Raw genomic sequence first — 26,885 nt, 5'->3', positions numbered from 1 at the left:
CAGCAATTAACCAATTATTTAACCAAATCAACACAAACATGAGAAATTTTTACATGCAATGCTGCATGCTGGCTGTGGTGCTTTTCAGCGCCGTCTCCGTCGGCTACGCGCAGCAGTCAGTCACCGGAACGGTGACGGACGCGAACGGTCCGCTGCCCGGTGTGAGCGTGGTAGTGCAGGGCACTACCCGCGGCGTGCAGACCGATGCAGAAGGTAATTACACCATCAGTGCATCACGCGGTGAGGTTATCCAGTTCAGTATGGTCGGATATACTTCACAGCAGGTTACCGTAGGAAACCAGACCCGGATGAATGTCGTCCTCGAACAGGACGCCAGCGAACTGGGTGAGGTAGTGGTAACGGCGCTCGGTATTGAGCGGGAACGCCGTTCACTGGGCTATGCCGTGCAGGAGGTGAAAGGTGCCACGCTGTCCAATGCACGGGAAACCAACGTGACGAATGCGCTGTCGGGCAAAGTAGCCGGTCTGCAGGTAGCCCGTTCCAGCAACGGTGCCGGCGCATCGGCTAAGATTGTACTCCGTGGTTTCAACTCGTTGACAGGTGATAACCAGCCGCTGATCGTGGTTGACGGGGTGCCCGTGAACAATTTCACAGGAACCGAATCCAACGGTTTCTGGGATCCGGGATTTGACCGGGGAAATGGCCTTGGAGACATTAACCCCGAAGACATTGAAAGCATGTCGGTACTGAAAGGTCCTTCTGCAGCGGCACTTTACGGTAACCGGGCAGGCAACGGTGTCATCCTGATCACCACCAAATCAGGCCGGAAACAGGCCGGATTGGGGTTGACCATCTCCTCCAACGTCGGTATTGAGAATCCGTTTATGACACCGGAAACCCAGGATATTTTCGGCCAGGGAACGAATGGCAATTTTCTCCCCGACGAGCGACTGAGCTGGGGACCGCGCATTGAGGGACAGAACGTCGTCAAATGGGACGGTTCGGAAGGCCCTTTAACGGTGCAGGACAACATCAGCAATTTCCTGCAAACGGGCATCAACCAGCAGCATAACGCTACATTTCAGCAGCAATTTAATAATACAGGGATCTATACGTCCGTAAGCCGGGTCAACCAGAAGAGCATCCTGCCCGGCAATAAATTTGTCCGGACCAACCTCATGGCGCGCGCCACCACCAAATTCGGGAGAGACGACCGCTGGAGCACCGACACCAAAGTGCAGTACAACAACACCGCAGGTTATAACCGTCCGATTAATTCGCGTGACTGGAGCAGTATGTATTCGCTATATATGATGCCCCGCTCGCTCAACATCCGGGATTTTCAACCGGCTGTCGATGAAAACGGTGATATGCTATGGTTCGGCAGTGGCACAAACGCCTCGATCAACCCGTACTGGCGCGCAGCGTATGACCAATATAAGGATTCAAGGGATCGGATAATGCTGAACGGTACCCTGCGTTACAAAGCAACCGACTGGTTAACAGCCGAGGTTAAAGGAGGCGGGGATATTTATACCACCAATGTGGAGCGAAAAGTATATGTAGGCAGCCCGAATCCGGCCGGTGGCCATTATGCCTTATCCAAGGAAACGTTTCAGGAAACCAATTACAGCGCGATGCTGACTGCCCAAAAAGACGAAGTGTTTGGCCGGCTCGGCGGCTCCATCATGGTCGGCGGCAACTTGATGCAACAACGCCTTTCTTCTGTAGGCGGCTCGGTGACGGAATTGGAGGTGCCGAATTTATTTTCTCTGAACAACGGTGTAGGCGTGCCTTCGATTACCCAAAGCCTATCGGAAAAACGCGTCAATTCCATTTATGGATCGCTTGCGCTGAAATATGACAACTACCTATACTTGGACGCAACGTTCAGGAACGATTGGACATCAACGCTCCATCCGGATAACCGGTCATTTTTCTATCCTTCCGTCAATCTTTCCTACGTATTTACCGACATGGTTAATGCGCTTGGGGGTACACTCCCTGCTTGGTTTAGTTACGCTAAGCTCCGCGCATCGTATGCCGAAGTCGGAAACGACATGGGACCATACCAGCTTTACAACGTGTACAGCATCGGCAGCGACCCGCGGGGTAACACCACGGCCAATACCGGAAGTGTTTTTTACGACCCGAATGTGGTGAATGAATTGCTGCGCAGTCTTGAATTTGGCGCCGAAGTACGCCTATTCGACCGGGTGAACATTGACTTTGCCTGGTACAAGGTAAACGCGACCAATCAGCTGATTGATTTGGGACTCGATCCTACCAGCGGTTATGCTTCGCGGAAAATCAATGCCGGGAATATTCAGAACAAAGGGTTTGAAATTATGGTGAATGTGAATGCGCTGAGTAATCCGACCGGATTCAACTGGGACATCTCAGCCAATTTCAGCCGGAACATCAACGAAGTGATTGATATCGCCAGTCATTTGGGCGTATATCAGTATCCCGTGGATGCCGCTTATGACGACCTCGCCATTGTCGGCCGTGCAGGCGGTATGTATGGCGAAATTTACGGACACCGCTTTTTGCGTGTAAAAGATCCCGCAAGCCCGCATTATGGCCGGTTGATCCTGGAAAACGGACTACCTTTGCGCGACAGCGAAAAGGAACTGCTGGGTAACCAGCAAGCTGATGCAATGGCCGGACTGACCAACACCTTCAACTATAAGGGGATCGGTCTCTCATTTCAGCTGGACGGCCGTTTCGGCGGAGAAATATTCTCTTCTACCCAGGTCGCCATGCAGCGTAACGGTACTGCAGCCGTCACCGCGCCTAACGGTGCGCGTGAAGATTTCGTAGTAAGCGGTGTGGAAAGTGATGGTGCCGACGGTTACGTAGAGAACACAACGTCCGTAACCGTACAGAACTATTGGAACCGTGTCGCCACGGCAAGCAACTTGGGTATAAACGAGGCCAATTTGTATGATGCGACCAACATCCGGCTGCGCAACGTACAGCTGAGTTATCAGTTTCCGCAATCCATGTTAACCAATTCCGGATTGCAGAACGTCCGGGTATTTGCCAGCTGCAATAACGTATGGATGATTCATAGCAAAATGCGGGGACTCGACCCCGAAGCTGTATTTGCAACCGGGTCAAACGCCATTGGATTTGAGAGCGCGTCGCCCGCCACCATGCGGACCTTTATGTTTGGTGTAACCCTTGGTTTTTAATTTTCAACATCCTACTGACATGAAAAATATTATTCATAAAACAGCAGCGGTGCTTCTTGGGAGCCTGGTTGGCTTCCAGTCGTGCAGCAAATTTGAAGAAATCAATAAAGACCCGTACGGGGCGAATGCCGACCAGGTACAGGTAGAATATTTCATTAACAACGCCATTATTAACTCGCAGATGGACCCCCACATTGCGGAACGGGTATTTGTCCTGTATTGGACGACCGCCGGACGCTTTTCTTCCGGCGGCGGCATATCCAGCGGCGGTTATAACGATGGGTGGTCTTCGGATTACTACGGTCGCAGCTACATGGCGAGCTGGCTCTCCGCCATCAACAGCGCGATCCAGATCGGCCAGCAACAGATTGAGGCCGGCACGGCACCGGAATACACCCCGAACCTGGTACAGGTGGCGCGGATCTGGCGGGCTTACCTGATGAGTGAACTGGCGGACACCTTTGGGCCGATCCCACTGGATGCTTTCCATGGAGACAATCCGTCATACGCCAGCCTGCAGGACGTTTATAATTTCTTGCTATCGGAATTAACGGACGCTTCAACCAAACTGGATTTGGCAGTCAGCGCCTCAAGCATTTCCCGCTTTGACCCGGCGTATGGCTATGATTTTGCCAAATGGCAAAAATACGCAAATTCCATGCGCATGCGCCTGGCAATGCGGCTTTCTGAAGTGGACGCCGGCAAGGCTCAGGCTGAATTTGAGGCTGCTGCGGCACTACCCCACATCACCACTGCAGCCGACATGTTCCAGGTGGCTGAACAGCCGGGATGGGATGGGCTTACTGGGGTAATGACCCGTACATGGAACCACTTTAATATCTCGGCAACGCTAAACAACCTGTACCTTGGCCTGGGCGGCATTCCGTCGGCCGACCAGCTGGCTGCGTCTTATGCAGACTATATCAAACCTGCTGACTATGTGGGCATCAAATACGATGATCACTTTGCAATGCTGACCAATGCGCCGACTGCGGGTTACTGGTTCGACGGACTGCCCAACTCGATTGATCCGCGTGCTTATAAGATATATGCCATCCCCGGAGATGAAAGCAATGCGCTGTATCCGACGTATGCCACGCTGGACAACAAACGCAACCTCATGAGTGAGGACGGCTCGGTGTTTAAGGAAGTGAACTTAGCCTATACCTGGAATGGATTTGCCAATGGCGCCTGGGGAACGAGGGGATCGCTGAATCAGGTCTATAGCTATCCCAATGGTACACCTCGTCTGAACAACCTCTTCCGTAACAGCGACAACAAACGTATCTTTTTCGCCCCGTGGGAATCTTATTTTCTGGTGGCCGAGGCTGCGTTACGTGGCTGGTCAGCACCCATGGATGCCCAGGCGGCCTATGAAGCGGGCATTACGTCGAGCTTTGAACATTGGGGGGTAACGTCCTATCTGAGTGATTACCTTAGCTCAACGGATTACAACATGACCGGGACATCGGTTAGCTGGGGACATACCGCTGAGCCGCCCGCAACCCACGCCATGAACTTTGTGGATGGTTACACCGGGAGTGCCGGTGTCGCCAATATCCCTTACCCGGATAACGACCTGTATGAGGGGGGTGCGGTTAAAAACGACCAGCTGACCAAAATTATCACGCAGAAATTCATTGCCCAGGCACCCTGGCTGCCACTGGAAACGTGGAATGACCAGCGGAGACTGGGCCTGCCGTTTTTCGAAAATCCAGCCGTGGAAGATCCGCTTGTGAACATGCCGGACCTCAACCAAAGCAACTACATGGATGTTAGCATCCGATTCTTCCCGCAACGGGTCCGTTATCCTTCAACGATACCGGCCAGCAATCCCGAGGGCTACGACAGTGCTGTCAGTGCATTGGGTGGTCCGGACGACGTGCTGACCCCGCTTTGGTGGGCTAAACAGCAATAAAAAGCCGAATAATCGACCCATAAACCTATCTCCGAAGGCTGTCCTGGTGCGGGACAGCCTTTTTTATTTTCTTTGGAGCGTTATCGTATGGCTGCGGTTTTCCCGGCTAGCCAATGCCGCTCGCTTTCATCCAGGTGGGGTGCCAGCCTTTCATATACCGTGGCATGGTAAGTGTTCAGCCAGTGGATCTGCGGTTCGTCCAGTAGGGTTTTATCCACCAGCGCGGTATCGATATAACAAAGCGTAAGGGTTTCAAACGCCATAAAAGTGCCAAACGGTGTGTTTTCATCCGTTGCCGCCAACACCAGGTTTTCGATACGGATACCGTACTGCGCTTCCCGGTACAGTCCCGGTTCTATGGAGGTAATCATCCCCGGTTCAATGACGACGTCCACACTGGAGGGATTAAACACATGCGGTCCTTCATGGACATTCAGGAAGAACCCTACCCCATGGCCGGTGCCATGTCCATAGTTGCGCAGCTGGTCCCACATGGGTTTCCGTGTAATGGCATCAAGCTGATAACCCCGTGTGCCCACCGGAAACACGGTGGTACTGCCGGTAATCATCGCTTTCAGCACCAGGGTATAATCCGTTCGCTCCGCATCCGTGGTCTTGCCTAACGAAACCACCCGGGTAATGTCCGTCGTTCCTGTGCGGTACTGCCCTCCGGAATCTACGAGCAGCAGGCCATCGGCTGCAAGCTCGACGTCACTGGCCGGTGTTGCCTTGTAGTGGGGCAGTGCGCCGTGGGCTTTGTAACCGGCGATGGTGTCAAAACTCTCGCCGACAAAACCTTCCTGCGCTGCACGCAGGCCCTGCAGCTTTTCGGCGATGGATATTTCGGTAATTTTTTCCCGTCCTACAGCTTCTTCAAGCCATTTGAAAAACCGGGTGAGTGCCACCCCATCTTTAATCATGGTATTTCGGGTATGGGCAATTTCAACTTCGTTTTTAACGGCCTTAAATCGCGTTGTCGGATTGAGCTGCTCCACAATCGCGTTGCCGGCAGGCACTTGCTGATACTGCGCAAAACAGGTGCGTTTGGGATCGAGCAGCAACCTGGCTCCGGAAGGAAGGGCCTTCAATGCCGGACCGCTCGCATGGTAATCGGCTAGGGTAACGCCCTGCTGGATCAACACGTTGCTGTCCTGATCACTGAGCTTTGTCCCGGAAATGAACAGCGTGGCAGTGATCGGTGTAATCAAGGCAAAACCCAGCACCACCGGGTTGCATGCCACGTCGCTGCCGCGGATATTGAACAGCCAGGCGAGGTCGTCAAGAGAGGAGATAAAGTGTGCCTGTACCTGCTGTCTTTCCATCTCGCCGCGCAGCCGCCGAAGTTTTTCCTCCGTAGACTCGCCGGTGATGGACGGAGCAAGCAAATAGGCCGGATTGTCTGGTAATGCGGGGCGTCCTTGCCACAGCGGGGTTATCAAATCGGCATTGCCCCGGACCGTCATTCCCAACGGCGTCAGCTTCTCCGACACGGTATGGGCCAGCAACACGGAAGCTAGCTTACCATCAAACGCCACTACGGAACTCCCTGGCAGTTGACCTGCCAGCCAATCCGCATATTCCGCTGCGCCCTGTGCCCGTAGCTTCACCAATTCAAAACCGGTGCCCGAGAGTTGGCTGTTGGCCTGTACAAAATAACGCGAGTCTGTCCATAATCCCGCAAATTCCTGGGTGATCACGATGGTGCCCGCCGATCCGGTAAAGCCGCATATCCAAGCGATACACTGGTAATGTTCGGGAAGGTACTCACTGATATGCGGATCGGATAACGGGATGATATACGCATCGATATGTTGCTCATCCATCAAATGACGGATGGCGGACAGTTTTTCGGCATGGGTCATAATCCTTGTTTTTTGTGTAGCGCAAGTTAGGAAATGTTGTATTAATCCCCCAACAAATGTATCTTGTGGTCGTTTACAAAAAGACGGAAGAACAGCAATCGGTGGTTATGGCGATGACGAAAGGTAAGGGCATAAAAGGTGTTGCTATACGACAGTTCGCTTTGGAAACCGTACTCCTGTTCATCTTTCTCGTCAATGGATTCGGCGCTTCTGCACAGCTGACCATCCGCGGACGGGTTACGGATGCCTCTACCGGGGAAGGGATTTCGGGTGTATCAGTCGTACTGCCGGATACCGATATAGGTACCTCCACGGACCGCGCTGGGTTTTATAGCCTATTTATTCCAGACGTCAGCCGATCGATCACTTTTGATGCATTGGGTTACAAGGCACTGGTCACCCGGCTGCCCCAAACGGGCAACCAAACACTGAATGTACAGCTGGAGGAGAACATCCATGCACTGGATGAAGTGATGGTTGAAGGCAAGGGCCGTTATCGGAACCGGGATAACCCGGCCGTTGCGCTGATCCGGCAGGTCATTCAGCATAAGCCGCTTAACCGGCTGTCGCGCTATGATTATGTGTCTTTTCAACGGTATGAAAAAGTCATGCTGGCGGTCAGTAACCCCCCAAAAGGCCTGTTAAACAGTAGCATTACCCGGGGATACCGGTTTGCGCTGGAAAATACGGATACGACACTGGCACCTGGCAAAGCCCTGTTGCCGGTGTTCCTGGAAGAGCAAGTAGCAAGGCAGTATTTACGCGCGTTTCCCAAAGCGGCAAAAACCCTTGTGACGGCACATCGGAAAACCGAACTTGACCCCCGGTATGTAAATAACAGGAATATTGAAGCGTATATGGAATACATTCACGGGGATGTAGACATTTATGAAGATAACATTCTGATCCTGAACAAGCCTTTTTTGGGACCTACTGCAGCAAGCGCACCGCTGTTTTATAAATACTACATCACGGATACGCTTTCAACCGGGGAGGGAACGTTTATCGAACTGGCTTTTGTGCCGCGCAACAGCGAAGACCGCTTATTTGCCGGGAAATTACAGGTCACACTCGATGGCAATTACGGCATCCGGCAGGCGGATATCCGGATAGGTCACGAGGCGAACCTGAATTGGGTAACGGATGTTACCATTTCCCAGCGTTTTAAGCGGCAAGGGAACGGCATCTACCTACTCGGGCATTCCGATATGCGCATCCACTTCGGATTGACCGGCGGGAAACGCGGGGCTTTCGGGCAACGGACATTGGTTTATGGGGATTATGATACGCAGCAACAGACGCCCGACCGCGTATTCGACGGCCAACCGGCGTCCATGGTGGCCGGAGCCAATCTGGTACCCGACCGCTACTGGAAAGAGAACCGGCCGGTACCGCTCACATCGGTGGAAGCCAATACCTACACCAATTTTGACAGCCTGCGGAATAACCGGGCGTTTAAACGTACACTGGACTGGGGATCTGTACTGCTCAGCAGTTTCAAACGTGCCGGACCCGTGGAAATCGGGCCCGTGGAATACATGTACAGTTATAACGAACTGGAAGGCAGCCGTGTGCGCATAGGAGGAAGAACAAGCCCGCTGTTATCGGACAAAATATATGGCGAAGCATACGCGGCATATGGATTCCGCGACGAACGCGTGAAATTTTATCTGGGAACAGCTTACACACTTAATGGCAGGCCTGTTGCCGCCTATCCTGCACATTACATACAGGCGACTTATCAGCAGGATGCCCGGGAACCGGGCCAGCGGCTGGGTTTTCGTAATGGCGATAGTTTTGTGCGGTCATTCCGGCGTGATGAACAGGACAAATGGCTGTATAATAAAGCCATGCGGCTAAACCACGTGATTGAATTTGGCAATCATTTTATGTTGCAGACGCATGTTGCCACGCTGCGGCAGACACCTGCCGCGCAGCTGCACTTTATTTCGGCCGGGCCCACAGCCGATACCCTCCGTGGGTTACAGACTGCCGAGTGGGGATTGAGCCTGCGCTGGGCGCCCCACGAAGCGTTTTTACAACGCAATGTGGAACGCACGCCGATGATCAATAAATTTCCGGTTTTTAACCTGCGCTACAACATGGGAGTTAAGGGACTGCTGGGCAGCGACTACGGGTATCATGCCCTGCGGTTCGATGTGTTCAAGCGGGTATTTCTTTCACAATTGGGATTTGCCGATGTCAACATGGGGGCGGGTTATATTTTTGGCACACTCCCTTTCCCCTTGCTGGATATCCCGAATGCCAACCAGACTTATGTGCTTTCGCCGGATGCTTATAGTCTGATGGAGGACCTGGAGTTCGTGAGTGACCAATACGTCAAGTTCAGCATCGAACACCGGCTAAATGGCTTTATTTTGAATAAAATTCCGTTGATAAAGCGGTTGAAATTACGCGAGATTATCAGCTTCAGATTGCTGTATGGCAATGTGCGGCCGGAGAACCGGCCCGAAAACGGGGTTACGGGCGTATTCCGGCTTCCTACGGATCTTCATGGAAACCCGACGACGTTTACGCTGGGACAGAAGCCCTATATGGAAACGGCATTTGGTTTGGAAAACATTTTGAACGTATTTCGCATAGAATATGTTACCAGGCTGTCTTACCTTGGCCATCCCGGTGCAGACCGGAATGGGATCCGGATAGGTGCCAGTTTATCTTTTTAGTTCATCAAATACAATCCTTATGGCATTTCATCAGTTATTGATCCGGGACGAGCAATCGGTCCGTTTTATTACCATCAACCGCGAGGAAAAGCTTAATGCACTTAATCAGACTATTCTAGCTGAATTGCATGGAGCCTTAACCGAAGCACTGGCCGACAATCGGGTGCGGGGTATTGTACTGACCGGTGCGGGCAAAAAGGCATTTGTGGCAGGTGCGGATATCGCGGAGTTTGCCGCTTTTGATGCCGCACAGGGACTGCGCCTCGCCCGCGACGGCCACCGCAATGTATTCGACCTGATCCACCATGCAGGCAAGCCCATCCTGGCTGCTATTAACGGTTATGCGCTTGGGGGTGGACTGGAACTGGCGCTGGCATGCCACCTGCGGATTGCGGTTCCGAATGCCCGGCTGGGTTTGCCGGAGGTCACACTGGGACTTATCCCGGGTTATGGTGGCACGCAACGGCTAACCCAGCTGGTAGGCCGGGGCCGTGCACTGGAACTCATACTGACTGCCGACATGATCACCGCGGAAAAGGCGCTGGAATATGGATTGGTTAATGTGGTGGTCGATCAGTCAGTGTTGCTGGAGAAAGCGCTGGAAATACTCCAGACAATCGCCTCCAGATCGCCCAATGCGGTGGCTGCGGCCATACGTGCGGTAAACGCCGGACTTGATCCGTCAAAGAATGGGTTTGAAGTGGAAATCGAAGAATTTTCGAAGTGCTTTGGTACGGCCGATTTTGCCGAAGGGGTATCGGCATTTTTGGCAAAACGAAAACCAAATTTCTGATTGGCAGTTCCGTACACAAGCAGTAACAGCTTACGATACCCTGTCGGCGGCAGCCAATGCCCGGTTTACCGCAGGGACAGAATAACGGAAAACAGGGGTTTATTAATCCACATGGTCACGTTATATTTGCCACGAATTAGCAACATGCAATGTTTATGTTGCATTAATATAAGACGGACAAGTGAGCACTAAACGCCTTTTTTTCTTATTTCCCCTGTTATTATCGGGCCTGTTATGCACTTCCTGTTTTCAGCTTATTGAAGAGGTCAGCGTGAAGCAGGATGGGTCGGGCACAGCGGTCCTTACGGCTAACCTTAGCCAAAGCAAGAGTAAGCTGGCAGCCGTTATGTTGCTTGATAGCGTTAATGGATATCCGGTACCTTCCAAAGCTGATATCCGCAGGGAACTGGAGCAGCTGGTCAGCGAGCTGCAGCAAACCGACGGAATTTCCAATGTCGCCTACACACTTGATTTTAACACGTTCATCGCTTCCATCAGCTGGTCGTTTGCCCGCGTTGAGGACTTGAATACCATCACCGACCGCGTCTTCGAAAAGATGAAAGTTACGACCGCAAATCATGCCTCCTATGCTTATCTTCCGGCAACAAAGACGTTCAGCCGGACTTATGTGTATGAGCCGGCGGCAAAAAAGGAATTCGACAAACTGAAGGCCGCGGACCAGGCGGTGTTTGAGAATGCCATATATACCAGTATTTATCGCTTTGATATCCCTGTCGTTTCCAATAGTAATCCCATAGCCAAAGTATCTGCCTCGAAAAAAGCGGTCATGCTGCAAAGCCCGCTGATGGACTTGATCAATGGCAGGAAAAATCTTTCAAACCGTATTAAATTAGCAAATTAAGATGAATAAGCTCTTTTCTTTGATTTTATGCGTTTCCATGGTAACGCTGGCAAATGGCCAGGATTTAGCCCGCCGGATTCCCAGTGATGCATTTGCCGTTGTCAATATTCAAACGGCGCATTTTTTTGACCTGATGGGGGTAGAGGATTTTAACCAGTCGGCAATTGGTAGCATGCTACTGGAAAAAGCGCGGTCTGCCGGATTCTCCTCGGTAAATAGCGTAGCAGATTTCGGGCTGGACCTGAACCGGACTAGTTACTTCTATACGGTCCTTACCGACAGTACGAAGCATTATAATTTTCTCGTCCCAATTGCGGACGCAACGGTTTTTGAACAGCAGTTTATCCGCGACGAGGAGGTGGAAGAAAAGGATGGTTTTCGCAGCTTTGTCAAAGTCATTGACGAGGACACCACCATTTTCGCTTGGGATAGCGGCACCTTAAGCGTCACCAGCACGGCACTTGTAGATGGCTATTTTGAACAAAGCGAAGTGGCAGACCGCTATGGCATCAGAAATTACAACTACTACGATTATTACGACGAAGCAGCCGCCGATACCGTGAGTGCCGTTGATTACGATGATTATGGTTATTATGACAGTACGGCGGTAGCCGTGGCTGTGGCACCCGATTATGATGATTACGATGACGTTGATGTGGATACAGCAGAAGCCTTCGATGAGGGCGACAAGTATGATGACAGCATGTTCCTGCCTCCCCCAGCCCTCGATTCAACTGCAATGAGTTTTCCCGTTCCGGTTGACGCAGCTGCTGACTCAGCCTGGTCTGAAGACACTGTTTATGAATTGAGTGCGCCACCGGCCGTTGAATATGACAGCGCGGACTACGACGATGGCAATCCGTATGATGAATATTATGCGGCGGACGAGCAAATAAAAAAGGGGTTGGCTACACAGTGGTCGCGTGCGTTCACGGCAAATCTGTTTAACCAGGCACCGGCAGAAAGTATCCTGTCCAATGCGTCCTATGTAAGCAGTATTCAGGACGACGCGTTGATTACGGCGTGGTTATCCAATTTTGAATCTGCTTACCTGGCGTGGTTACCCGAATTGATGCTTTCCGGATCAACCGGCTCGTTATTCAGCCACTACGGCAGCTTGCGGGCCGGGCTTTATGCGAATGACGCGGGTTTCCGGCTGAGCACCGACCTGGAGATTGCCCCGCAACTGGCAAAAAGCTATAAACGGATATACGGCCGAAAAATAAACCGGAAATTCTTAAACTACCTGAACAGCGAAGAAGCAATCGGTTGGTTTGCGTTTGCAATGGATACGAAGGCATACCTGGAGGAGCTCCCGAGTATCATGAAAGATACGTATGGCGGTCTCCTCGGACAGCATGAGCAGGAAATTACGCTGGCTGCCGATGTTGTTTCACTGTTGCTTGATGAAACGGCGATTGCCAATGTCGCAAAGGGTGATGCGCTTTTTATACTCAACGGGATAACCGAAGAAGAGGTGCCGTATATTGATTACGAGTACGATGACAATTACGATTACAAAGAAGTGGAAAAGACCAAAATGGAAACAATTCCTGATTTTCTACTGATGTTTTCTTCGGACGACAGCAAGCTGTACGATCAGGTTACTAACTATATTTATCAAAAGGGACTGGTTTCGGAAATGGACGGCATATTCAGCGTGGAAGAAAGCGATTTACCGTTTGGTCTTTATTTTACCCGCCGGGATGGCATCATATTTCTGGGAACCTCCTCCGAACAATTACACGATATCGCGGCGAACCGTTACCGCGGAAAAATCAGCCGTGCACACCGCAACCTGATCCGCAAGAACAAAGTGGCTGGTCTGCTCAGCGCCAAAAAGCTCGCAACGGAAATCCCAACGGAGGAACTCCAGTCGCTTAACCGGTATATTGCATTCCATAAACTTTTTGGAAGCATGGGCGATTTCTATTTCCAATCCAAGGGGATTACCGGCACGCATATTACGGGTGATTTTGTTGCGGAAACGCCGGCGGAGTTCGACAATGCCGTGCAGTATTTCTTCGCGCTGGTCGACTATGCGATGCAGGATCAATAAGCAGGGTATTATCAGTAGACTGCATTGCATGCTGACGCCGGTAAAACACTTTGAAATCAACGGCAATTTATCTATGTTTGCCCTCCTATGAGCAAACAGACGGACGATTTTTTTAAAAATGTGGTTTCGCATGCCAAGGAGTATGGCTTTGTGTTTCCATCCAGTGAAATTTATGACGGTTTAAGTGCTGTATACGATTACGGACAACTAGGTGCCGAGCTTAAAAATAACTTAAAGCAATACTGGTGGAAGGCCATGGTGCAGCTCCATGAGAATATTGTGGGGATTGATTCGGCTATTTTTATGCACCCGACCATATGGAAAGCGTCCGGACACGTGGATGGCTTTAACGATCCGATGATTGACAATAAGGATTCAAAAAAGCGGTACCGTGCAGACCAGCTCATCGAAGATAAAATTGCCCGATATGAGGCCGACGGAAAAACGGATAAAGCAGCGCAGTTACAGGCCGATCTGGATGCGGCGCTGAATGCCGACGACTTGCCCGGACTGAAAAAGATCATTGAGGAACACCGCATTGTTTGCCCGATCTCCGGCACTTCAAATTGGACAGAAGTACGCCAGTTTAACCTGATGTTTTCCACACAGATGGGTGCTTCTGCGGAAGATGCTGATACCGTATACCTACGGCCGGAAACGGCACAGGGCATTTTCGTTAACTTTCTGAACGTACAGAAAAGCGGCCGGATGAAAGTTCCATTCGGGATTGCTCAGATCGGAAAGGCATTCCGGAATGAGGTTATTGCCCGCCAGTTTATCATGCGCATGCGTGAATTTGAGCAGATGGAATTGCAGTTTTTTGTGCGCCCCGGCACGGAGCTGGAATGGTATGCTCAATGGAAAGAAACCCGTCTGAAATGGCACCTGACCATCGGAGGAAATCCCGAAAAATACCGGTTTCACGACCATGTGAAACTCGCCCATTACGCCAATGCGGCTGTGGATATTGAATATGAGTTTCCGTTCGGTTTTAAAGAAGTGGAAGGTATTCACTCCCGTACCGACTTTGACTTAACCCAGCACCAGAAATACTCCGGCAAAAAAATGCAATATTTTGATCCGGAAATTAACCAGAACTATGTTCCTTACGTTATTGAGACGTCCATTGGTCTGGACCGGCTGTTCCTCACGGTACTGTGCAATGCGTTTGAAGAGCAGGACCTAAGCTCCGGAGATAAACAGGATTCACGATCGGTACTCCACTTCCATCCTGCCTTGGCGCCGGTAAAGGCAGCGATCCTGCCTTTAACCAAGAAAGACGGGTTGCCAGAAAAAGCACGGGAAATTCTCCAGCGGTTAAGGATCGACTACAACGTACAATACGACGAAAAAGACTCCATCGGCAAACGCTACCGCCGGCAGGACGCTATCGGTACACCGTTTTGCATCACGGTGGACTACCAATCGCTGGAAGACAATACGGTAACGCTCCGCCATCGCGACAGCATGGAACAGGAACGTGTGTCTATTGCCGAACTGGAAAAAATAATCGCTGAGCTGGTCGGCTGGAAGAACTTACTGGGCGCTCTTTAAGATACCGGGCGCCCGGAACGGCTACCTCCCCCCTGATACGGTAGCTTCCGCCCGGATTAATCATATGCGGTCAGTTCGGCAATTGAAACGGCGGCACGGGCACCTGTGGCATTCGCTACCGCGATGGCGGTAAAGCGGAGATACCTTGCTGATACCGGTTTGGTAAAACGAATATGCTGCTCAATGGGATTGGCTACAATATTTGAAAATTCTCCCTCCGCCACCGCCTGCCAGGTTATACCGTCTATGCTGGATTCGAGACGATAGCGACTGATCATCCCGGCGTTATTGCCATCCTGCCGGGGCAAATAACCGAATCCATCAACTGTTTGCTGCTCGCGCATGTCGATTGTCAGGTGCTGCGGCAGTTTACCTTCCCCGCTCAACCAAAAGGTTTCCACGCGGCCGTCAATTGCCTTCCGCAGTGCACTGGAGTCCGCCCCGCTGGCCGTAATGCGCCAGTTGGCACGGCTAACCCCGCTATCTGCCGGCGCTGCTGTGGTAACGGCGGCATCTGCTTCTTTGAATAACCCAAAATCGCTTAGTGCGACAGCAACTGGTGCGAAGAGCCGCAGCCGCAGGCGCTGGGCGGTAACCGGCTGCTCCAGGCGGATGAGCCGGTTAGCACCTATACTGGTAGCCGATGCGAGTGGCACCCACGCGTTGTTATCCCACATAGCTACGTGGACACTGTCCAGCCGCTGGCCTAACTTGATATTCTCGCGCAGGCGGATAATATCGAAGGTGGTTTCCCCATCAAGGTCAACGGTCAGCTCGGGTGCCGTTACCTCGTCATCTGTAGACCAATACGTGTACCGGCTGGTATCCAGCAGATTGTCCGGTCCGAATTGGCGATTATTCCGGCTGCGGATATTGGACGCCTCAAACGAGGCACCGTCCGCGAGGTTACGACCGAAGGTTTCCGACAGTTTTCGACCAAAACCCTGCAGTGCCGCGACATCCGCCGGGTGCAAGGTACCTGAAGGCATCGGTGCCAGCCCGAGATTGAAGGCTGCTCCCCGCCCCACACTTTGGATATAAATAGCGAACAGTTCATCGGGTGTTTTTACCTGCTGGTCCTGTGAAGCGTGATAAAACCAGCCCGGCCGAAGCGGCACGTCGCATTCTGCCGGGATCCAGAACTTCCCGTCCCGTTGCCCTGTTCCGAGAAACCGGTTGTCAATATGGCCCGGGGCAGCTTTACCCCCATCGGGCCCCACAGGTGTAAACGTGGCCCAGGATGTCTCCGGGGCAATGCCTTTTTCGTTTCCAATCCACCGGACGTCAGGACCGACATCACTAAAAACGACAGCACCGGGCTGCAGTTCACGGGTAATGGGCCAAACCTTATCTTCCCACCCGTAATACGTTTCACGGTCAATTTTGCGCATTTCATCCGCACCGCCGTAATAGCCGTCGCCACCATTGGCGCCATCATGCCAGCTGGTAAATAATGTGCCGTAATTGCTATATAACTCGCGCAATTGCTCGCGGTAAGCTTCTGCATACTTTTCATTGCCATATTCGGGATGGTTACGATCCCATGCCGAACAATAAACACCGAACTGCAATCCGTGATGGTGTGCGGCTTCCATAAACTCCTTAACCATATCTCCCCGGCCATCCTGCCAGGGGCTTTGGGAGATGTTATAATCCGTGGTTTTAGTAGGCCATAAACAATACCCATCATGGTGCTTCGCTACAGTGATCAACCCCTTGAAGCCGGCGGATTTGGCGGCTTCCGCAACCTGATCGGCATCAAAATGTTCCGGGTTGAACAGATCTGCGGGTGCATCGCCATATCCCCACTCTTTATCCTGAAACGTCGTGGGGGTGAAATGAATGAGGCAATACATTTCCATCTCATGCCAATTGAGCTGGGTAGCGGTAGGAACCGGACCATACGGCACCGGTTCATTTTCTGAAAGACCGTGGGTTTGTCCGCAACCTTGCAGGCCTACTGCACCAATCAACGTCCATAAATAAATAAACTTCGACTGTACCATATGCATCATAATTTAAGTATCGTAAAAATAAGTTTTTTTTTAAAAGGGTGCTTGCTTTCGGCGGGTGTCCAAAACCAACGGCTAATAGAATCACTAATCTGTATTTCGCTGACAATTTTCTTATATTCAGCCGCTAAACAATGATCCGAAACTTTATCGTTAAAGAAGCATGCACTTGTCCACTAAATTCATATGTCTCATTTTCAGTTTTTTACTCCTGTTTTCTGGCAGCTCATATGCACAGGATCACACATTTGGCAGCTGGGCAGGTTGGTTTAACAATGTAAAATTCTCGGCAAAATGGGGATTGAATAACGATATCCAATTCAGAGCCGGCACCAATTGGGGAGAAAATTCAATGCTGTTAATCCGGCCGGGCATCAATTATTATATCAGCACGAAGCAAACCGTGGCAGCCGGTTATGCCGCCACGTTGGTTACCAGCGAGCTTCCTGCAGCCGGCAAACGGCTAACGGAGCATCGCTTATGGCAGCAGTATATTATTACAGGTAAACTCGGCCATACGGTCTTACAGCACCGCTTTCGGCTGGAACAGCGATTTTTAAAACGGCCGGATGAAACGGCATTTGCACAACGTGCCCGTTATTTCATCCGCGGCATCATGCCCATCGGAGCCTCCTCCGGCGACACGTTTACGCAGGGCATGTTTATCGCCCTGCAAAATGAACTGTTTTTTAACATCCAGAATAAAGCGGCGCTCAATGGGCACTTTTTTGATCAGAACCGGGCTTATGCGGCAATTGGTCATCGCTTTTCCCCAAGGTATGATTTGGAAATTGGTTATATGAATCAGTTTCTGCTCCGTAATGAAGCTATACCCAATATGTTTACCCATATTGCACAGATTGCCTTTTACACACGCTGGTGATCAACAAATCAATTGAAATTATATAGCTAATAATCAGATAGATAAATGTATTCTAAAAAAATATAGTTATATAACACTACTAAACTCATAGACTTAATGTATATTTGCTTCGTGAAAGCAATTCAACGTCCTAATACGATCCGAAATAATCACATGAAAATGTGTAAGATGTCGTATTATGCGCATAGGTGAAGGCGTTAGCATCAGTCAAGAGATATACCCCCTTCATCGAAAGATCGAAGGGGTTTTTAGTTTAAAAAAAGCGAATCAATAAGTAACATGGCAACAGGAACAATAGAAAAACAATACGTTGAGCCCAAAATCACGATCGTTGGTGCGGGCCCTGGTGATCCCGACCTGATCAGCATAAAAGGTGTAAAAGCATTAAAAACTGCTGACGTAATTCTATACGATGCATTGGTTGATGAGACATTACTCAGCTACGCGCCGCAGCAATCGATTAAAGTTTTTGTAGGTAATCCGTCGGGTGATGAAAACTTCTCACAGGATGTGGTTAATCAACTGATGGTTGACTATGCCTTGAATTTTGGGCATGTAGTACGGTTGAAAGGTGGCGACCTATTTGTCTTTGGCCGTGGATACGAAGAAATAGCGTACGCCGCATCTTATAGCATTCAGGCAACTATTGTACCGGGCATATCAAGTGCAATTTCTGTACCCGGCTTACAAGGTATTCCGGTAACACAACGGGGTGTAAGCGAGAGTTTATGGATACTTTCCGGTACGGACTCGAACGGCAGGCTTTCGGAAGAACTGACTACTGCAGCCCAAAGCAGGGCCACGGTGATTGTATTGCTGGGGTATGAGAAATTATCGCAAATTGTGGAAATCTACCAGCAAGCAGGCAAAGGAAAATTACCGGCCGCAGTCATTCAAAATGGATCCATGGCAAACGAAAAGATTGCCATTGGACTGGTTAACACCATTGCAGAAACGGCTGAAGAAAAACAGATTGACAGTACCCAACCGGTGCTGCTCATTTTCGGCCAGGCGGTTGCCCTGCACCAGGAGTTCCAATCCATCCGGCGATTTTTCGATCAGCTGGAATGTGCGGATTGTTATTGAAATTTCTCTTCATATTAGGTTTATAATTGGTTAGTTAAGTAAGAAGCGCCTGCCCATCAGGCGCTTCTGCTGTTAAATAACGATACGGTGGATAGCGATGCGAACGTAAAAACGGGGTTACTTTGGACTTCAACCGGATTATTATCGTTAAATTAGCCGATTTAAATTACTCATTTAAACTATTATCACACATGTCAAAATTCAAACAAATTCTGCTCGGTGCCCTCTTCCTATTCGTAATGCAAAATGTTTCTTTTGCCCAGGTTTCTCCCATGGTAGCATCTGAACTGGAAAAGTTGGGTATTACCCCGCCTACGGCTCCCATTAGTGGCGCAGTCATCGGTGTTGTACGTTCAGGTAATCTGATTTTCTTATCCGGCCACGGCCCGGACAAACCCGACGGAACGCAGATTGTAGGAAAAGTCGGTGACGATCTGACGCTTGAAGAAGGTCAGGAAGCCGCCCGCCTCGTAGCCATTTCGATATTAAAAACGCTAAAAGGCGAAATAGGCAGCTTCGATAAGGTAAAGCGTGTTGTAAAGGTATTCGGAATGGTAAATTCAGCTCCTGATTTCAAACAGAACTCACAAGTAATCAATGGATTCAGCGAATTGATGGTCGCTACTTTTGGACAGGAAAAGGGAAGCCATGCGCGTTCAGCCGTAGGTATGGCATCGCTGCCTAATGGCATTGCCGTGGAAGTGGAAATGATTGTTGAAGTGGAATAAACAAGACGTTGTCATAGAAAAGGGGACGTGAAAATCATGTCCCCTTTTTATTTCATCCGAAAACTTATCCAAACAGCCACCAGGCAACTGCCAATGTAACCAGGATATTAAACCCCTGCGCAATCAGAAATGCCCAGAATGGCTTTGCGCTGTTATGCCGCAGTAAATCACGGAAATTCGTCTCCAGTCCAATACTCGTAAAAGCCAAGGCAAACCATAGTCCCTGAATGCTCTTCACACTGCCTTTGACGCGATCAACCGTTTCCGCATCCAGCGCGAAGGAAAATAAAAGCGAGGCTGCGATAAATCCGAGTACAAATTTCGGGAACCGTTCCCAGATAATGCCAAGCCCGGGCTTCTCAATATGTTCACCGGCAGGTGTGCCCCGATAGGTCCAATAAACGGAAATAGCAAGCGCCGCCAGTCCCAGCAAAACGTTCTGGGAAAATTTAACGATGGTACTGATTTCCAGTGCCCGCTCGCCCACCAAGCTTCCAGAAGCAACCACGGCACCGGTAGTGTCGATACTGCCGCCCAGCCAGGCACCGGTCACCTCCTCGGGGAGTTCTAATAACCGGGCGATATAAGGCATGCCGATCATCATCGGAATTGCGGTAATCAATACCATCGACACGACATAGGAAAGCTTTTTGGAATCTCCTTTGATTGCGCCGGAAGTAGCAATGGCAGCGGAAACCCCACAGATCGAAACGGCGCTGGAAATCATCATGGTTAATTCTTCATCAACCTTCAATCGCCTGCATAGCCAAAAGGCAAAATACCATACCGACAGCACTACAATAAGTGATTGGACAAGTCCCAGCGAACCGGCTTCGAGTATATTGGAAAAAATGACACCCGTGCCAAGGAGCACTAAACCAATCTTGACCAAAAATTCGGCATTAAGCGCATTTTTGAACCAAACCGGGAGTTTAAACAGATTGCCGATAATGAGACCGATGATTAGGCTGAATATAACGGTCTCTAAACCCAAATCACTAAGCCGGGCGTTCCCCGATAACAGCAGTGCAATGATTGTCAGTCCAAATACCACCGGAAAACTCCGGACATAGGGCATTATCGGTTTCCCTGTAATCATGGCGCCGACAATGACCATGATATAAGCAAAAACAAATTGATACAATACATGCAGTTCATTGGCTTGGGAGAAGAGCGATTGCAGCGTTGCGGAGTCCGTCCATTCATAATGCGGAACCGGTATGACGAATCCCCAAACAGCAAGAAAAATAATGATAAACCCCAGGATAACGACTGCCCAGTCCTCGGATATATTCAGCTTGAAAGATGACATATGAATACAATTAATCAGGTTCGAATCAGATTGGTTGGCTATTAACTACCCGGGGGCGGATCGTCACTTACACACCTAAACCCCAAGTTATTGCTACCACTGCTGATTTCTCCTTTTCCGCGGCTGCCTGCGATATAACGCTCGCAATACTGTGCATTGCAAAGGAATGATCCGCCGCGCTGTACCCGCTTTACTGCTCCGGGCTCCATCGGGTCGTAGCTATCTGCAGGCCCCTTCGGATTTTCTTTCGGACTATTTGCATAATAATCCGGTCGGTAATAATCTGCACACCATTCCCATACGTTTCCATCCATGTCATACAATCCAAAGGCATTGGGTGCGTACGATTTTACAGGAGCCAACCCTTCATAGCCGTCCTCAGCGGTATTCTTGGTAGGAAAATCTCCTTGGTAAACATTGGCCACCCATTTTCCGCCGGGTTTTAGCTCATCACCCCAATAATAGGTACTGGCAGTCTGACCTCCCCGCGCAGCAAATTCCCATTCTGCTTCTGTGGGAAGTCGCTTTCCGGCCCACTTTGCAAAAGCCTGGGCGTCCTGGTAAGCGATGTGAACTACAGGCTCGTTTTCGCGCCCTTCAATACTGCTGCCCGGACCTTCCGGATGTCGCCAGTTTGCACCTGCCACGTATTCCCACCATTGCAAATGGTTCTGCAGGTTTACCTGCTGCTGGGGTGGTGTGAAAACAGCCGATCCCGGCTGCAATGCATCCAATGGCACATTTGGAAAATCTTTAGGATCCAGCGGACGCTCAGCAATGGTTTGATAACCTGTAGCCGCCACAAAACGGGCAAACTGTGCATTGGTTACTTCATGTTCATCCATCCAGAACCCATTAACCGTTACATCGTGAACGGGGTGGGCGTCGGCAAATTGAGCAGACCCCATACGGAATGTTCCGCCCTTAATGTAAACCATCGGTGCGTTGTCTGCACCGAGAAAATTATGGGAAGCTGTTGATTCGGCAATAGCAGCCGCACGTGACGGGATACCATGCGCAACACACGTGGTTGCGCTATCCGCGTTCCGTATAGCTTCATCGTGTGAATTTGTTTTTTTTGCCTGATTGCACGAGACGACAATTGTCACTAAAACGCCTAACCCAATCCAGTCTAACTTTCTTTTCATATTATCGCGCCGTTTCTTCGGCAAGTATACGTGCCGCATCGGTATCTTCGTACTGTGTAATCAATTCTCTCAATTTTTCTTTCAGCTCCATAATCGTTGCCTGATAGCTGTCGGACTCATATAGATTCGTTAACTCATTGGGATCATTTTCGAGGTCGAATAACTCCCAGAAATTCTTTTCGCCATAAAAACGGACTAATTTATATTGTCTGGTACGAACACCGAAATGAGGCATTACCCGATGTGGCTCGGGGTACTCATAATAATGATAATATACCGCATCGCGACCGGCGGTATTTCCGTCCCGTAATATTGGAAGAAATGATTGTCCCTGAATTTCTTTGGGGACGGCTGCACCGGCAAGCTCCAGCAAGGTTGGAGCAAGGTCAATATTCAGTACAAATTGATCGATGGACGTCCCGGCGGCAACCACCCCGGGGTAACGCATAACAAACGGCGTACGCAGCGATTGTTCATAAATAAAGCGTTTGTCAAACCAGCCATGTTCGCCGAGATAGAATCCCTGGTCGGATCCATAAATAACAATGGTATTCTCGGCTAATCCATGCGCTTTCAGGTAGTCGAGCAACCTGCCGATATTCCGGTCAAGCGAGTTTGCGGTCGCCAAGTAATCCCGCATGTAACGCTGGAATTTCCATGCGGTCAATGCCTTTCCCGACAATTGCTTTTCGTTGAACTCCCTGCTTACCCGGTCAGTATAATATGCCTTGTAAGCCGCTTTCTGATCGGCATTCATCCGACCGTATATCAATGTTTTTTCAAAATCCAGGTTTACCTTGAGATCGATATCCAGCCGCATGGTTTCATCTATTGTCATATCCTGGTTAGCCGCGGCCTGTCGCGTACGGTAATCGTCATAAAACGTTTCGGGAAGGGGGAATTCCACGCTGTCATACGCACCAAGGTCCTGGATATCCGGCAACCATTCACGGTGTGTTGCTTTTTCGCCAACAACCATAAAAAATGGTTTATCCTTATCCCGCTGGTCCAGCCAACCGGAAGCCAGCTGCGTGATAATATCGGTTACGTAGCCTTCATGCCTGATGGTGTCATTGTTGTTATTTATGAAATCCGGATTGAAATAAAAACCTTGACCAGGAAGAATATTCCAATAATCAAATGCATCCCCCGGTAGCGTACCCAAGTGCCATTTACCTATCCAAGCGGTCTGATACCCAGTCTCCTGTAGCAGCCGTGAAAAGACAAATTGATCAATATTAAACCGTTGTTCATTGGACATAAAGCCATTAGCATGACTGTATTTGCCCGTCAACAATGACGCGCGGCTTGGTCCACAGATCGAATTAGTTACAAAGAAATTGCGGAATAGTGCCCCCTCTGCGGCTATTCTGTCAATATTAGGTGTTTTTGCCAAGGCATTGCCGTACGCACCGATCGCGTTATTGGTGTGGTCATCTGAAAAAATAAAGAGAATATTGGGTTGCTTGGCATTTCCCTGACGTGAAGAATCCGTTGTACCATTGCATGCGGTCAATACAATCGCAGCAAATACCCAGCGATATAATAACATATATTTCATCGTAAATAGGTTTACTGAAATGCTAAGTTACAAGTTTTAAGAGAGAATCGCCATATTGTCTATGCAACTGTCGATTAATACATACTTCATTGAAAAATATTTCCCGGGTCGTCTGAACTACGCTGCAATATATCCTGATACACTTTTAGATTTTCTTCCAGCCGTTTAATGTATGCTTCTTTATCCTGGATTATTTTATGGTATAACGCTTTTTCTTCGTTAATGAAACGATCAATATACGCCTCTGGTTTGGGCTGATATCCCAGTAAGTCAATCAGTTCGACACCCAATATAGATGCGACCTGGCCCAGTCGCTCAATATCAATCCGTGTTATTCCGCTTTCAAGGTTCTGGTAGGTTTTCAGGGCGACGTTAAGCCGTTCAGCCATATCGGACTGAGACCACCCCCTATGCCTACGGAGTTCTTTAATACGCACCAAAATACTGGACTGTTCCATCGGATAACTTCAACCGGTTCTGCACTCATTTAAATACATACACTGCACAAAGATAAGAATATTCATTAAAGTATACTATTTTAGTAGACTTTTTATTCCGAAACAAATACGCTAATAACCAGCAATTTAGTAATCATCTTTTTCGATTAACGGGTATCGTTTAAAAATCTTGGTTAATCGGATATAGCGTAAGTCCGAATTGGCGGATTTATTCCGTAAGACAATTGTCGAATCATTCGGCCGTTCGTAAGCAAGGTAAATAGGGATCGGACTGCCTGGCTGCTGTTTATCTTGCAATTGAAGTACTTTTTCAATCGTATCAACTTCATAATAATAAAATCGTCTGCCACCCCCTCTCCCGGAAAACTCCCAGTCACTCAATAAACCGTTGTTCCGTGGCACCCCGTTTGACAAATTAATGGGAATTGGTTGGTTTATTTTAAAAGATAATGTGGAATAGGTTTCAAAAATAGCGTCCTGCCAACGAATGGAATCGAACGGCGAGGATGGAATAAAACTTCCTTTCCAGTTAAATGCTGTTACCTCATAATACCCTGCTGCCTCTGCCAGACCCGGCTCAACCGGCAATTTCATATTCCGGTCGACACTGTTGTAGTTACGCCAATGGAGAATCGCCAGTAGCACCACAAACACCAGGATAAACATTGATTTAGTTAGTATCCGCGCCGTTTTTTGTATTATCCCTGAGTAATTTGGATAATAATTCAATGGAGTGGTATCCTGCTCGTAAACCAGCAGTTTGCCAATGCGCGGAATATCCCTCCACAATAAAAACAAAGCCAATAGTACAAAATAAGCACTGTATACATGTACCCCTCCGTCATAAGCATGATTGATATAAACAATGTTGGCAGAAGCACAAAGTGTCAGAAAAGCGCCTAGAAAAGCTGTTTTCCTAAAAAACAACAAAAACCCAGCAGTAACTTCCACCAACCCCAAAAAGACCTGATAACCTGGCACAATTCCCACGGATAGCCAGTATAATTTTTGAGCGGTAAAATCGCCGAAATTGGTGTGAAGTGTCGCAATAGGGGGAAACGGCATCTGGATAAGAAAGACTTTTACAAATCCAAATTCAATCATCCCGATCGCAATCCGGTACCGCACAATTACCCGCAACCAGTAATAGAGTTTGTGATGGGATTGACGCCCGTCAACTAATGACCATAACGCTGCAACAATAAGTGACCCCAACAGGATAATCCCCCAGTCGCTATAGCTGGCAAAACCCCATTGTCCGCTTTCAGTTTGGATATGCAGTAAATTAGGACTGAACCTACCCAGGTTGGTTATATCGCGGTAATTCAAGTCCGACCAGTCCAGTGAAAATAAATGACGATAATAATTCCAGCTAAGTGGAATACACATTGTCAGAAAAAAACAGCCGGCAACCCTGAAAAGAAACCGCTCGGCAACGCTCCAGGATTCGGGGGTATTGGAATAGACAGTCATGTTCATTATCAATTAAAAACCGAAAGCTGAATGGGTCGGCGCCTACCCTCCCATAATAAGTATCGTCGATTAACTTTTCTTAATGTCATTCGCACCGAATCGCCACTGGCTTCGGTACCTGCCAATGTTAATCCGCCATCGGAATCGACAACATACCGGAGATCCCACCTTTCATTACGTTGATGTATGTTTTTATTTTGAAGATGCAACACACGATGTATAGTATCCGCCGTATAATGAAAGTAATGCCTCCCTACCGTTCCGGCGCCTTCGTAATTCCGATCCAGATTCCCAGTTGTACCAAATCCCTCCTTCGTCCAATCCATCGGCACCGCAGCAGCGCGCTTTATACTTACGGTGGGCCATTTTTCAAAGACAACATTCTGCCACCGGTTTCGATCCGTTAATGAATATGGGACAAGGGCGCCATTCCATTCAAAATCAGTTACCTCGTAATAACCATATAATTCATTCACTCCATTTCCTTCCGGGAGCAAATGCGGCCCCCGCAAGTAGGCCGTATATACCAGGTATGCATAGCCCACCATGCCGAAGGCAACGATCATCCGGAGCCCATTTGTAATCCGAAGACCGCGTCCACTCACCGGAACGGGATTTTTCCTTGCGCGCGCGGGTTGTTCGAGCACCAACAATCGGTATAAGCGAGGGATGTCTGGCGCAATCAGAAAAATAGCGGCCAGAATGAGTAATAAACAAAAGGCGTACTGACCCGTTTGATAGGCAATATTAACGCCTAGTGCGTTGGTCAGCATCAATAGTGCGAGCAATGCACCGAACGACGTGGTTCTGCGAAACAATAAAAGTCCCCCGGCAATGATTTCCAACGCACCCAACGCCGACTCATAGCCTCCAGACGCTGCGCCGGTGGTCAGCCAGTAAATTTTCCAAGGCAGAAAATCACCATAGGCCGTATTCAAGTCGCTGAGTGTAGGCGTAGGCATCTGCAATGGGAATAACTTGATCCAGCCATAGGCAAACATCCCGATAGCTAGCCGGTAACGGACGATTACCCGGATCCAGTAGTCAAGCGCGCGGTAATACGCCGTATCATGTTTATAATAACTCCACACAACTGTGGCCAGCACAGCTATCAGCAAACATACCGCCAAATAGGAAGCCTGATTGGCCAGCTGGAAGAATGTCAGGAAATGTAGCCCTTGACCAGAAAGTGTAAAAATTCCAATGAGGAAATTTAGCGCGAAGAGCAACATATGCAACGAAAAGAAAATGAAGCATAGCCGGAAAAGGATGTTTACCTTACTATTCCACCCGGTACTATTCATTGGTATTTCCCCTGTATTCATCGCTGA

The 26,885-nt window shown here is 49.4% G+C and carries 18 protein-coding genes; 10 read left to right on the top strand and 8 right to left on the bottom strand.

The window, feature by feature from the left end; genetic code table 11:
* Window positions 1-38: 38 nt before the first annotated feature.
* Together ABWO75_RS03780 and ABWO75_RS03775 are read left to right on the top strand one after the other, a co-directional pair.
* The gene (locus tag ABWO75_RS03780) at window positions 39-3,158 is read left to right on the top strand and encodes a SusC/RagA family TonB-linked outer membrane protein (RefSeq protein ID WP_353182715.1); all 3,120 of its coding nucleotides are present in this window, start codon (window positions 39-41) and stop codon (window positions 3,156-3,158) included.
* A gap of 19 nt (window positions 3,159-3,177) precedes the next feature.
* Window positions 3,178-5,076, top strand: coding sequence for a SusD/RagB family nutrient-binding outer membrane lipoprotein (locus ABWO75_RS03775; RefSeq protein WP_353182713.1), 1,899 nt, complete (start codon window positions 3,178-3,180; stop codon window positions 5,074-5,076).
* 80 nt (window positions 5,077-5,156) lie between these two features.
* On the opposite strand, the gene ABWO75_RS03770 is transcribed toward ABWO75_RS03775, so the two are convergent.
* Window positions 5,157-6,938 (bottom strand): aminopeptidase P family protein, encoded by a 1,782-nt coding sequence (locus ABWO75_RS03770; RefSeq protein WP_353182711.1) that lies wholly within the window; start codon window positions 6,936-6,938, stop codon window positions 5,157-5,159.
* 56 nt (window positions 6,939-6,994) lie between these two features.
* Between ABWO75_RS03770 and ABWO75_RS03765 the strand changes: the two genes are divergently transcribed.
* The 5 genes from ABWO75_RS03765 to ABWO75_RS03745 all read left to right on the top strand — a co-directional run bounded on the left by ABWO75_RS03765 (window position 6,995) and on the right by ABWO75_RS03745 (window position 14,893).
* Entirely contained in the window at window positions 6,995-9,625 is a 2,631-nt protein-coding gene (locus ABWO75_RS03765; protein ID WP_353182709.1) for a DUF5686 and carboxypeptidase-like regulatory domain-containing protein, read from the top strand.
* Between the two features lie 19 nt (window positions 9,626-9,644).
* Entirely contained in the window at window positions 9,645-10,418 is a 774-nt protein-coding gene (locus tag ABWO75_RS03760; RefSeq protein WP_353182707.1) for an enoyl-CoA hydratase/isomerase family protein, read from the top strand.
* 181 nt (window positions 10,419-10,599) lie between these two features.
* Window positions 10,600-11,280: a hypothetical protein gene (locus ABWO75_RS03755; RefSeq protein WP_353182705.1), complete on the top strand. Its 681-nt coding sequence runs from the start codon at window positions 10,600-10,602 to the stop codon at window positions 11,278-11,280.
* A 1-nt stretch (window position 11,281) separates the two neighbouring features.
* On the top strand, window positions 11,282-13,339 hold the full coding sequence (locus tag ABWO75_RS03750; RefSeq protein WP_353182703.1) for a hypothetical protein: 2,058 nt from the start codon (window positions 11,282-11,284) through the stop codon (window positions 13,337-13,339).
* Window positions 13,340-13,426: 87 nt separating this feature from the next.
* Complete coding sequence (locus ABWO75_RS03745; protein WP_353182701.1) at window positions 13,427-14,893, top strand: glycine--tRNA ligase; 1,467 nt, start codon at window positions 13,427-13,429, stop codon at window positions 14,891-14,893.
* 56 nt (window positions 14,894-14,949) lie between these two features.
* Here ABWO75_RS03745 and ABWO75_RS03740 read toward each other — a convergent pair whose 3' ends face one another.
* Window positions 14,950-16,908, bottom strand: a complete 1,959-nt coding sequence (locus tag ABWO75_RS03740; RefSeq protein ID WP_353182699.1) for an alpha-L-fucosidase — start codon at window positions 16,906-16,908, stop codon at window positions 14,950-14,952.
* Between the two features lie 166 nt (window positions 16,909-17,074).
* On the opposite strand from ABWO75_RS03740, the gene ABWO75_RS03735 reads away from it, so the two are divergent.
* The 3 genes from ABWO75_RS03735 to ABWO75_RS03725 all read left to right on the top strand — a co-directional run bounded on the left by ABWO75_RS03735 (window position 17,075) and on the right by ABWO75_RS03725 (window position 19,602).
* On the top strand, window positions 17,075-17,788 hold the full coding sequence (locus ABWO75_RS03735) for a DUF2490 domain-containing protein (protein WP_353182697.1): 714 nt from the start codon (window positions 17,075-17,077) through the stop codon (window positions 17,786-17,788).
* Between the two features lie 279 nt (window positions 17,789-18,067).
* Window positions 18,068-18,874 carry a uroporphyrinogen-III C-methyltransferase gene (gene cobA, locus ABWO75_RS03730; protein WP_353182695.1) on the top strand — a complete coding sequence of 269 codons (807 nt, stop codon included), beginning with the start codon at window positions 18,068-18,070 and terminating at the stop codon, window positions 18,872-18,874.
* A 191-nt stretch (window positions 18,875-19,065) separates the two neighbouring features.
* Window positions 19,066-19,602, top strand: coding sequence for a RidA family protein (locus ABWO75_RS03725; protein WP_353182693.1), 537 nt, complete (start codon window positions 19,066-19,068; stop codon window positions 19,600-19,602).
* A 64-nt stretch (window positions 19,603-19,666) separates the two neighbouring features.
* On the opposite strand, the gene ABWO75_RS03720 is transcribed toward ABWO75_RS03725, so the two are convergent.
* The 6 genes from ABWO75_RS03720 to ABWO75_RS03695 all read right to left on the bottom strand — a co-directional run bounded on the left by ABWO75_RS03720 (window position 19,667) and on the right by ABWO75_RS03695 (window position 26,879).
* Window positions 19,667-20,914: a YeiH family protein gene (locus ABWO75_RS03720; protein ID WP_353182691.1), complete on the bottom strand. Its 1,248-nt coding sequence runs from the start codon at window positions 20,912-20,914 to the stop codon at window positions 19,667-19,669.
* Between the two features lie 41 nt (window positions 20,915-20,955).
* Window positions 20,956-22,062 (bottom strand): formylglycine-generating enzyme family protein, encoded by a 1,107-nt coding sequence (locus ABWO75_RS03715; RefSeq protein ID WP_353182689.1) that lies wholly within the window; start codon window positions 22,060-22,062, stop codon window positions 20,956-20,958.
* Between the two features lies 1 nt (window position 22,063).
* Window positions 22,064-23,623 carry a sulfatase family protein gene (locus ABWO75_RS03710; RefSeq protein WP_353182687.1) on the bottom strand — a complete coding sequence of 520 codons (1,560 nt, stop codon included), beginning with the start codon at window positions 23,621-23,623 and terminating at the stop codon, window positions 22,064-22,066.
* 86 nt (window positions 23,624-23,709) lie between these two features.
* On the bottom strand, window positions 23,710-24,081 hold the full coding sequence (locus tag ABWO75_RS03705) for a helix-turn-helix domain-containing protein (protein ID WP_353182685.1): 372 nt from the start codon (window positions 24,079-24,081) through the stop codon (window positions 23,710-23,712).
* Between the two features lie 126 nt (window positions 24,082-24,207).
* Window positions 24,208-25,554, bottom strand: a complete 1,347-nt coding sequence (locus ABWO75_RS03700; protein ID WP_353182683.1) for a DoxX family protein — start codon at window positions 25,552-25,554, stop codon at window positions 24,208-24,210.
* A gap of 8 nt (window positions 25,555-25,562) precedes the next feature.
* Window positions 25,563-26,879 carry a DoxX family protein gene (locus tag ABWO75_RS03695; RefSeq protein ID WP_353182681.1) on the bottom strand — a complete coding sequence of 439 codons (1,317 nt, stop codon included), beginning with the start codon at window positions 26,877-26,879 and terminating at the stop codon, window positions 25,563-25,565.
* Window positions 26,880-26,885 lie beyond the last annotated feature (6 nt).

This window comes from Parapedobacter lycopersici (assembly GCF_040395035.1).
Taxonomy (GTDB): Bacteria; Bacteroidota; Bacteroidia; order Sphingobacteriales; family Sphingobacteriaceae; genus Parapedobacter; species Parapedobacter lycopersici_A.
Note: the sequence above shows the minus strand (reverse complement) of the source record. Positions and strands in the feature narration are given on the sequence as shown.

Coding starts and splice junctions, on each gene's coding strand:
- ABWO75_RS03695 (WP_353182681.1), bottom strand. CDS start 26,879: ATGAATACAGGGGAAATACCAATGAATAGTACCGGGTGGAATAGTAAG.
- ABWO75_RS03775 (WP_353182713.1), top strand. CDS start 3,178: ATGAAAAATATTATTCATAAAACAGCAGCGGTGCTTCTTGGGAGCCTG.
- ABWO75_RS03760 (WP_353182707.1), top strand. CDS start 9,645: ATGGCATTTCATCAGTTATTGATCCGGGACGAGCAATCGGTCCGTTTT.
- ABWO75_RS03750 (WP_353182703.1), top strand. CDS start 11,282: ATGAATAAGCTCTTTTCTTTGATTTTATGCGTTTCCATGGTAACGCTG.
- ABWO75_RS03710 (WP_353182687.1), bottom strand. CDS start 23,623: ATGAAATATATGTTATTATATCGCTGGGTATTTGCTGCGATTGTATTG.
- cobA (WP_353182695.1), top strand. CDS start 18,068: ATGGCAACAGGAACAATAGAAAAACAATACGTTGAGCCCAAAATCACG.
- ABWO75_RS03740 (WP_353182699.1), bottom strand. CDS start 16,908: ATGATGCATATGGTACAGTCGAAGTTTATTTATTTATGGACGTTGATT.
- ABWO75_RS03780 (WP_353182715.1), top strand. CDS start 39: ATGAGAAATTTTTACATGCAATGCTGCATGCTGGCTGTGGTGCTTTTC.
- ABWO75_RS03765 (WP_353182709.1), top strand. CDS start 6,995: ATGTATCTTGTGGTCGTTTACAAAAAGACGGAAGAACAGCAATCGGTG.
- ABWO75_RS03770 (WP_353182711.1), bottom strand. CDS start 6,938: ATGACCCATGCCGAAAAACTGTCCGCCATCCGTCATTTGATGGATGAG.
- ABWO75_RS03715 (WP_353182689.1), bottom strand. CDS start 22,062: ATGAAAAGAAAGTTAGACTGGATTGGGTTAGGCGTTTTAGTGACAATT.
- ABWO75_RS03725 (WP_353182693.1), top strand. CDS start 19,066: ATGTCAAAATTCAAACAAATTCTGCTCGGTGCCCTCTTCCTATTCGTA.
- ABWO75_RS03705 (WP_353182685.1), bottom strand. CDS start 24,081: ATGGAACAGTCCAGTATTTTGGTGCGTATTAAAGAACTCCGTAGGCAT.
- ABWO75_RS03745 (WP_353182701.1), top strand. CDS start 13,427: ATGAGCAAACAGACGGACGATTTTTTTAAAAATGTGGTTTCGCATGCC.
- ABWO75_RS03700 (WP_353182683.1), bottom strand. CDS start 25,554: ATGACTGTCTATTCCAATACCCCCGAATCCTGGAGCGTTGCCGAGCGG.
- ABWO75_RS03720 (WP_353182691.1), bottom strand. CDS start 20,914: ATGTCATCTTTCAAGCTGAATATATCCGAGGACTGGGCAGTCGTTATC.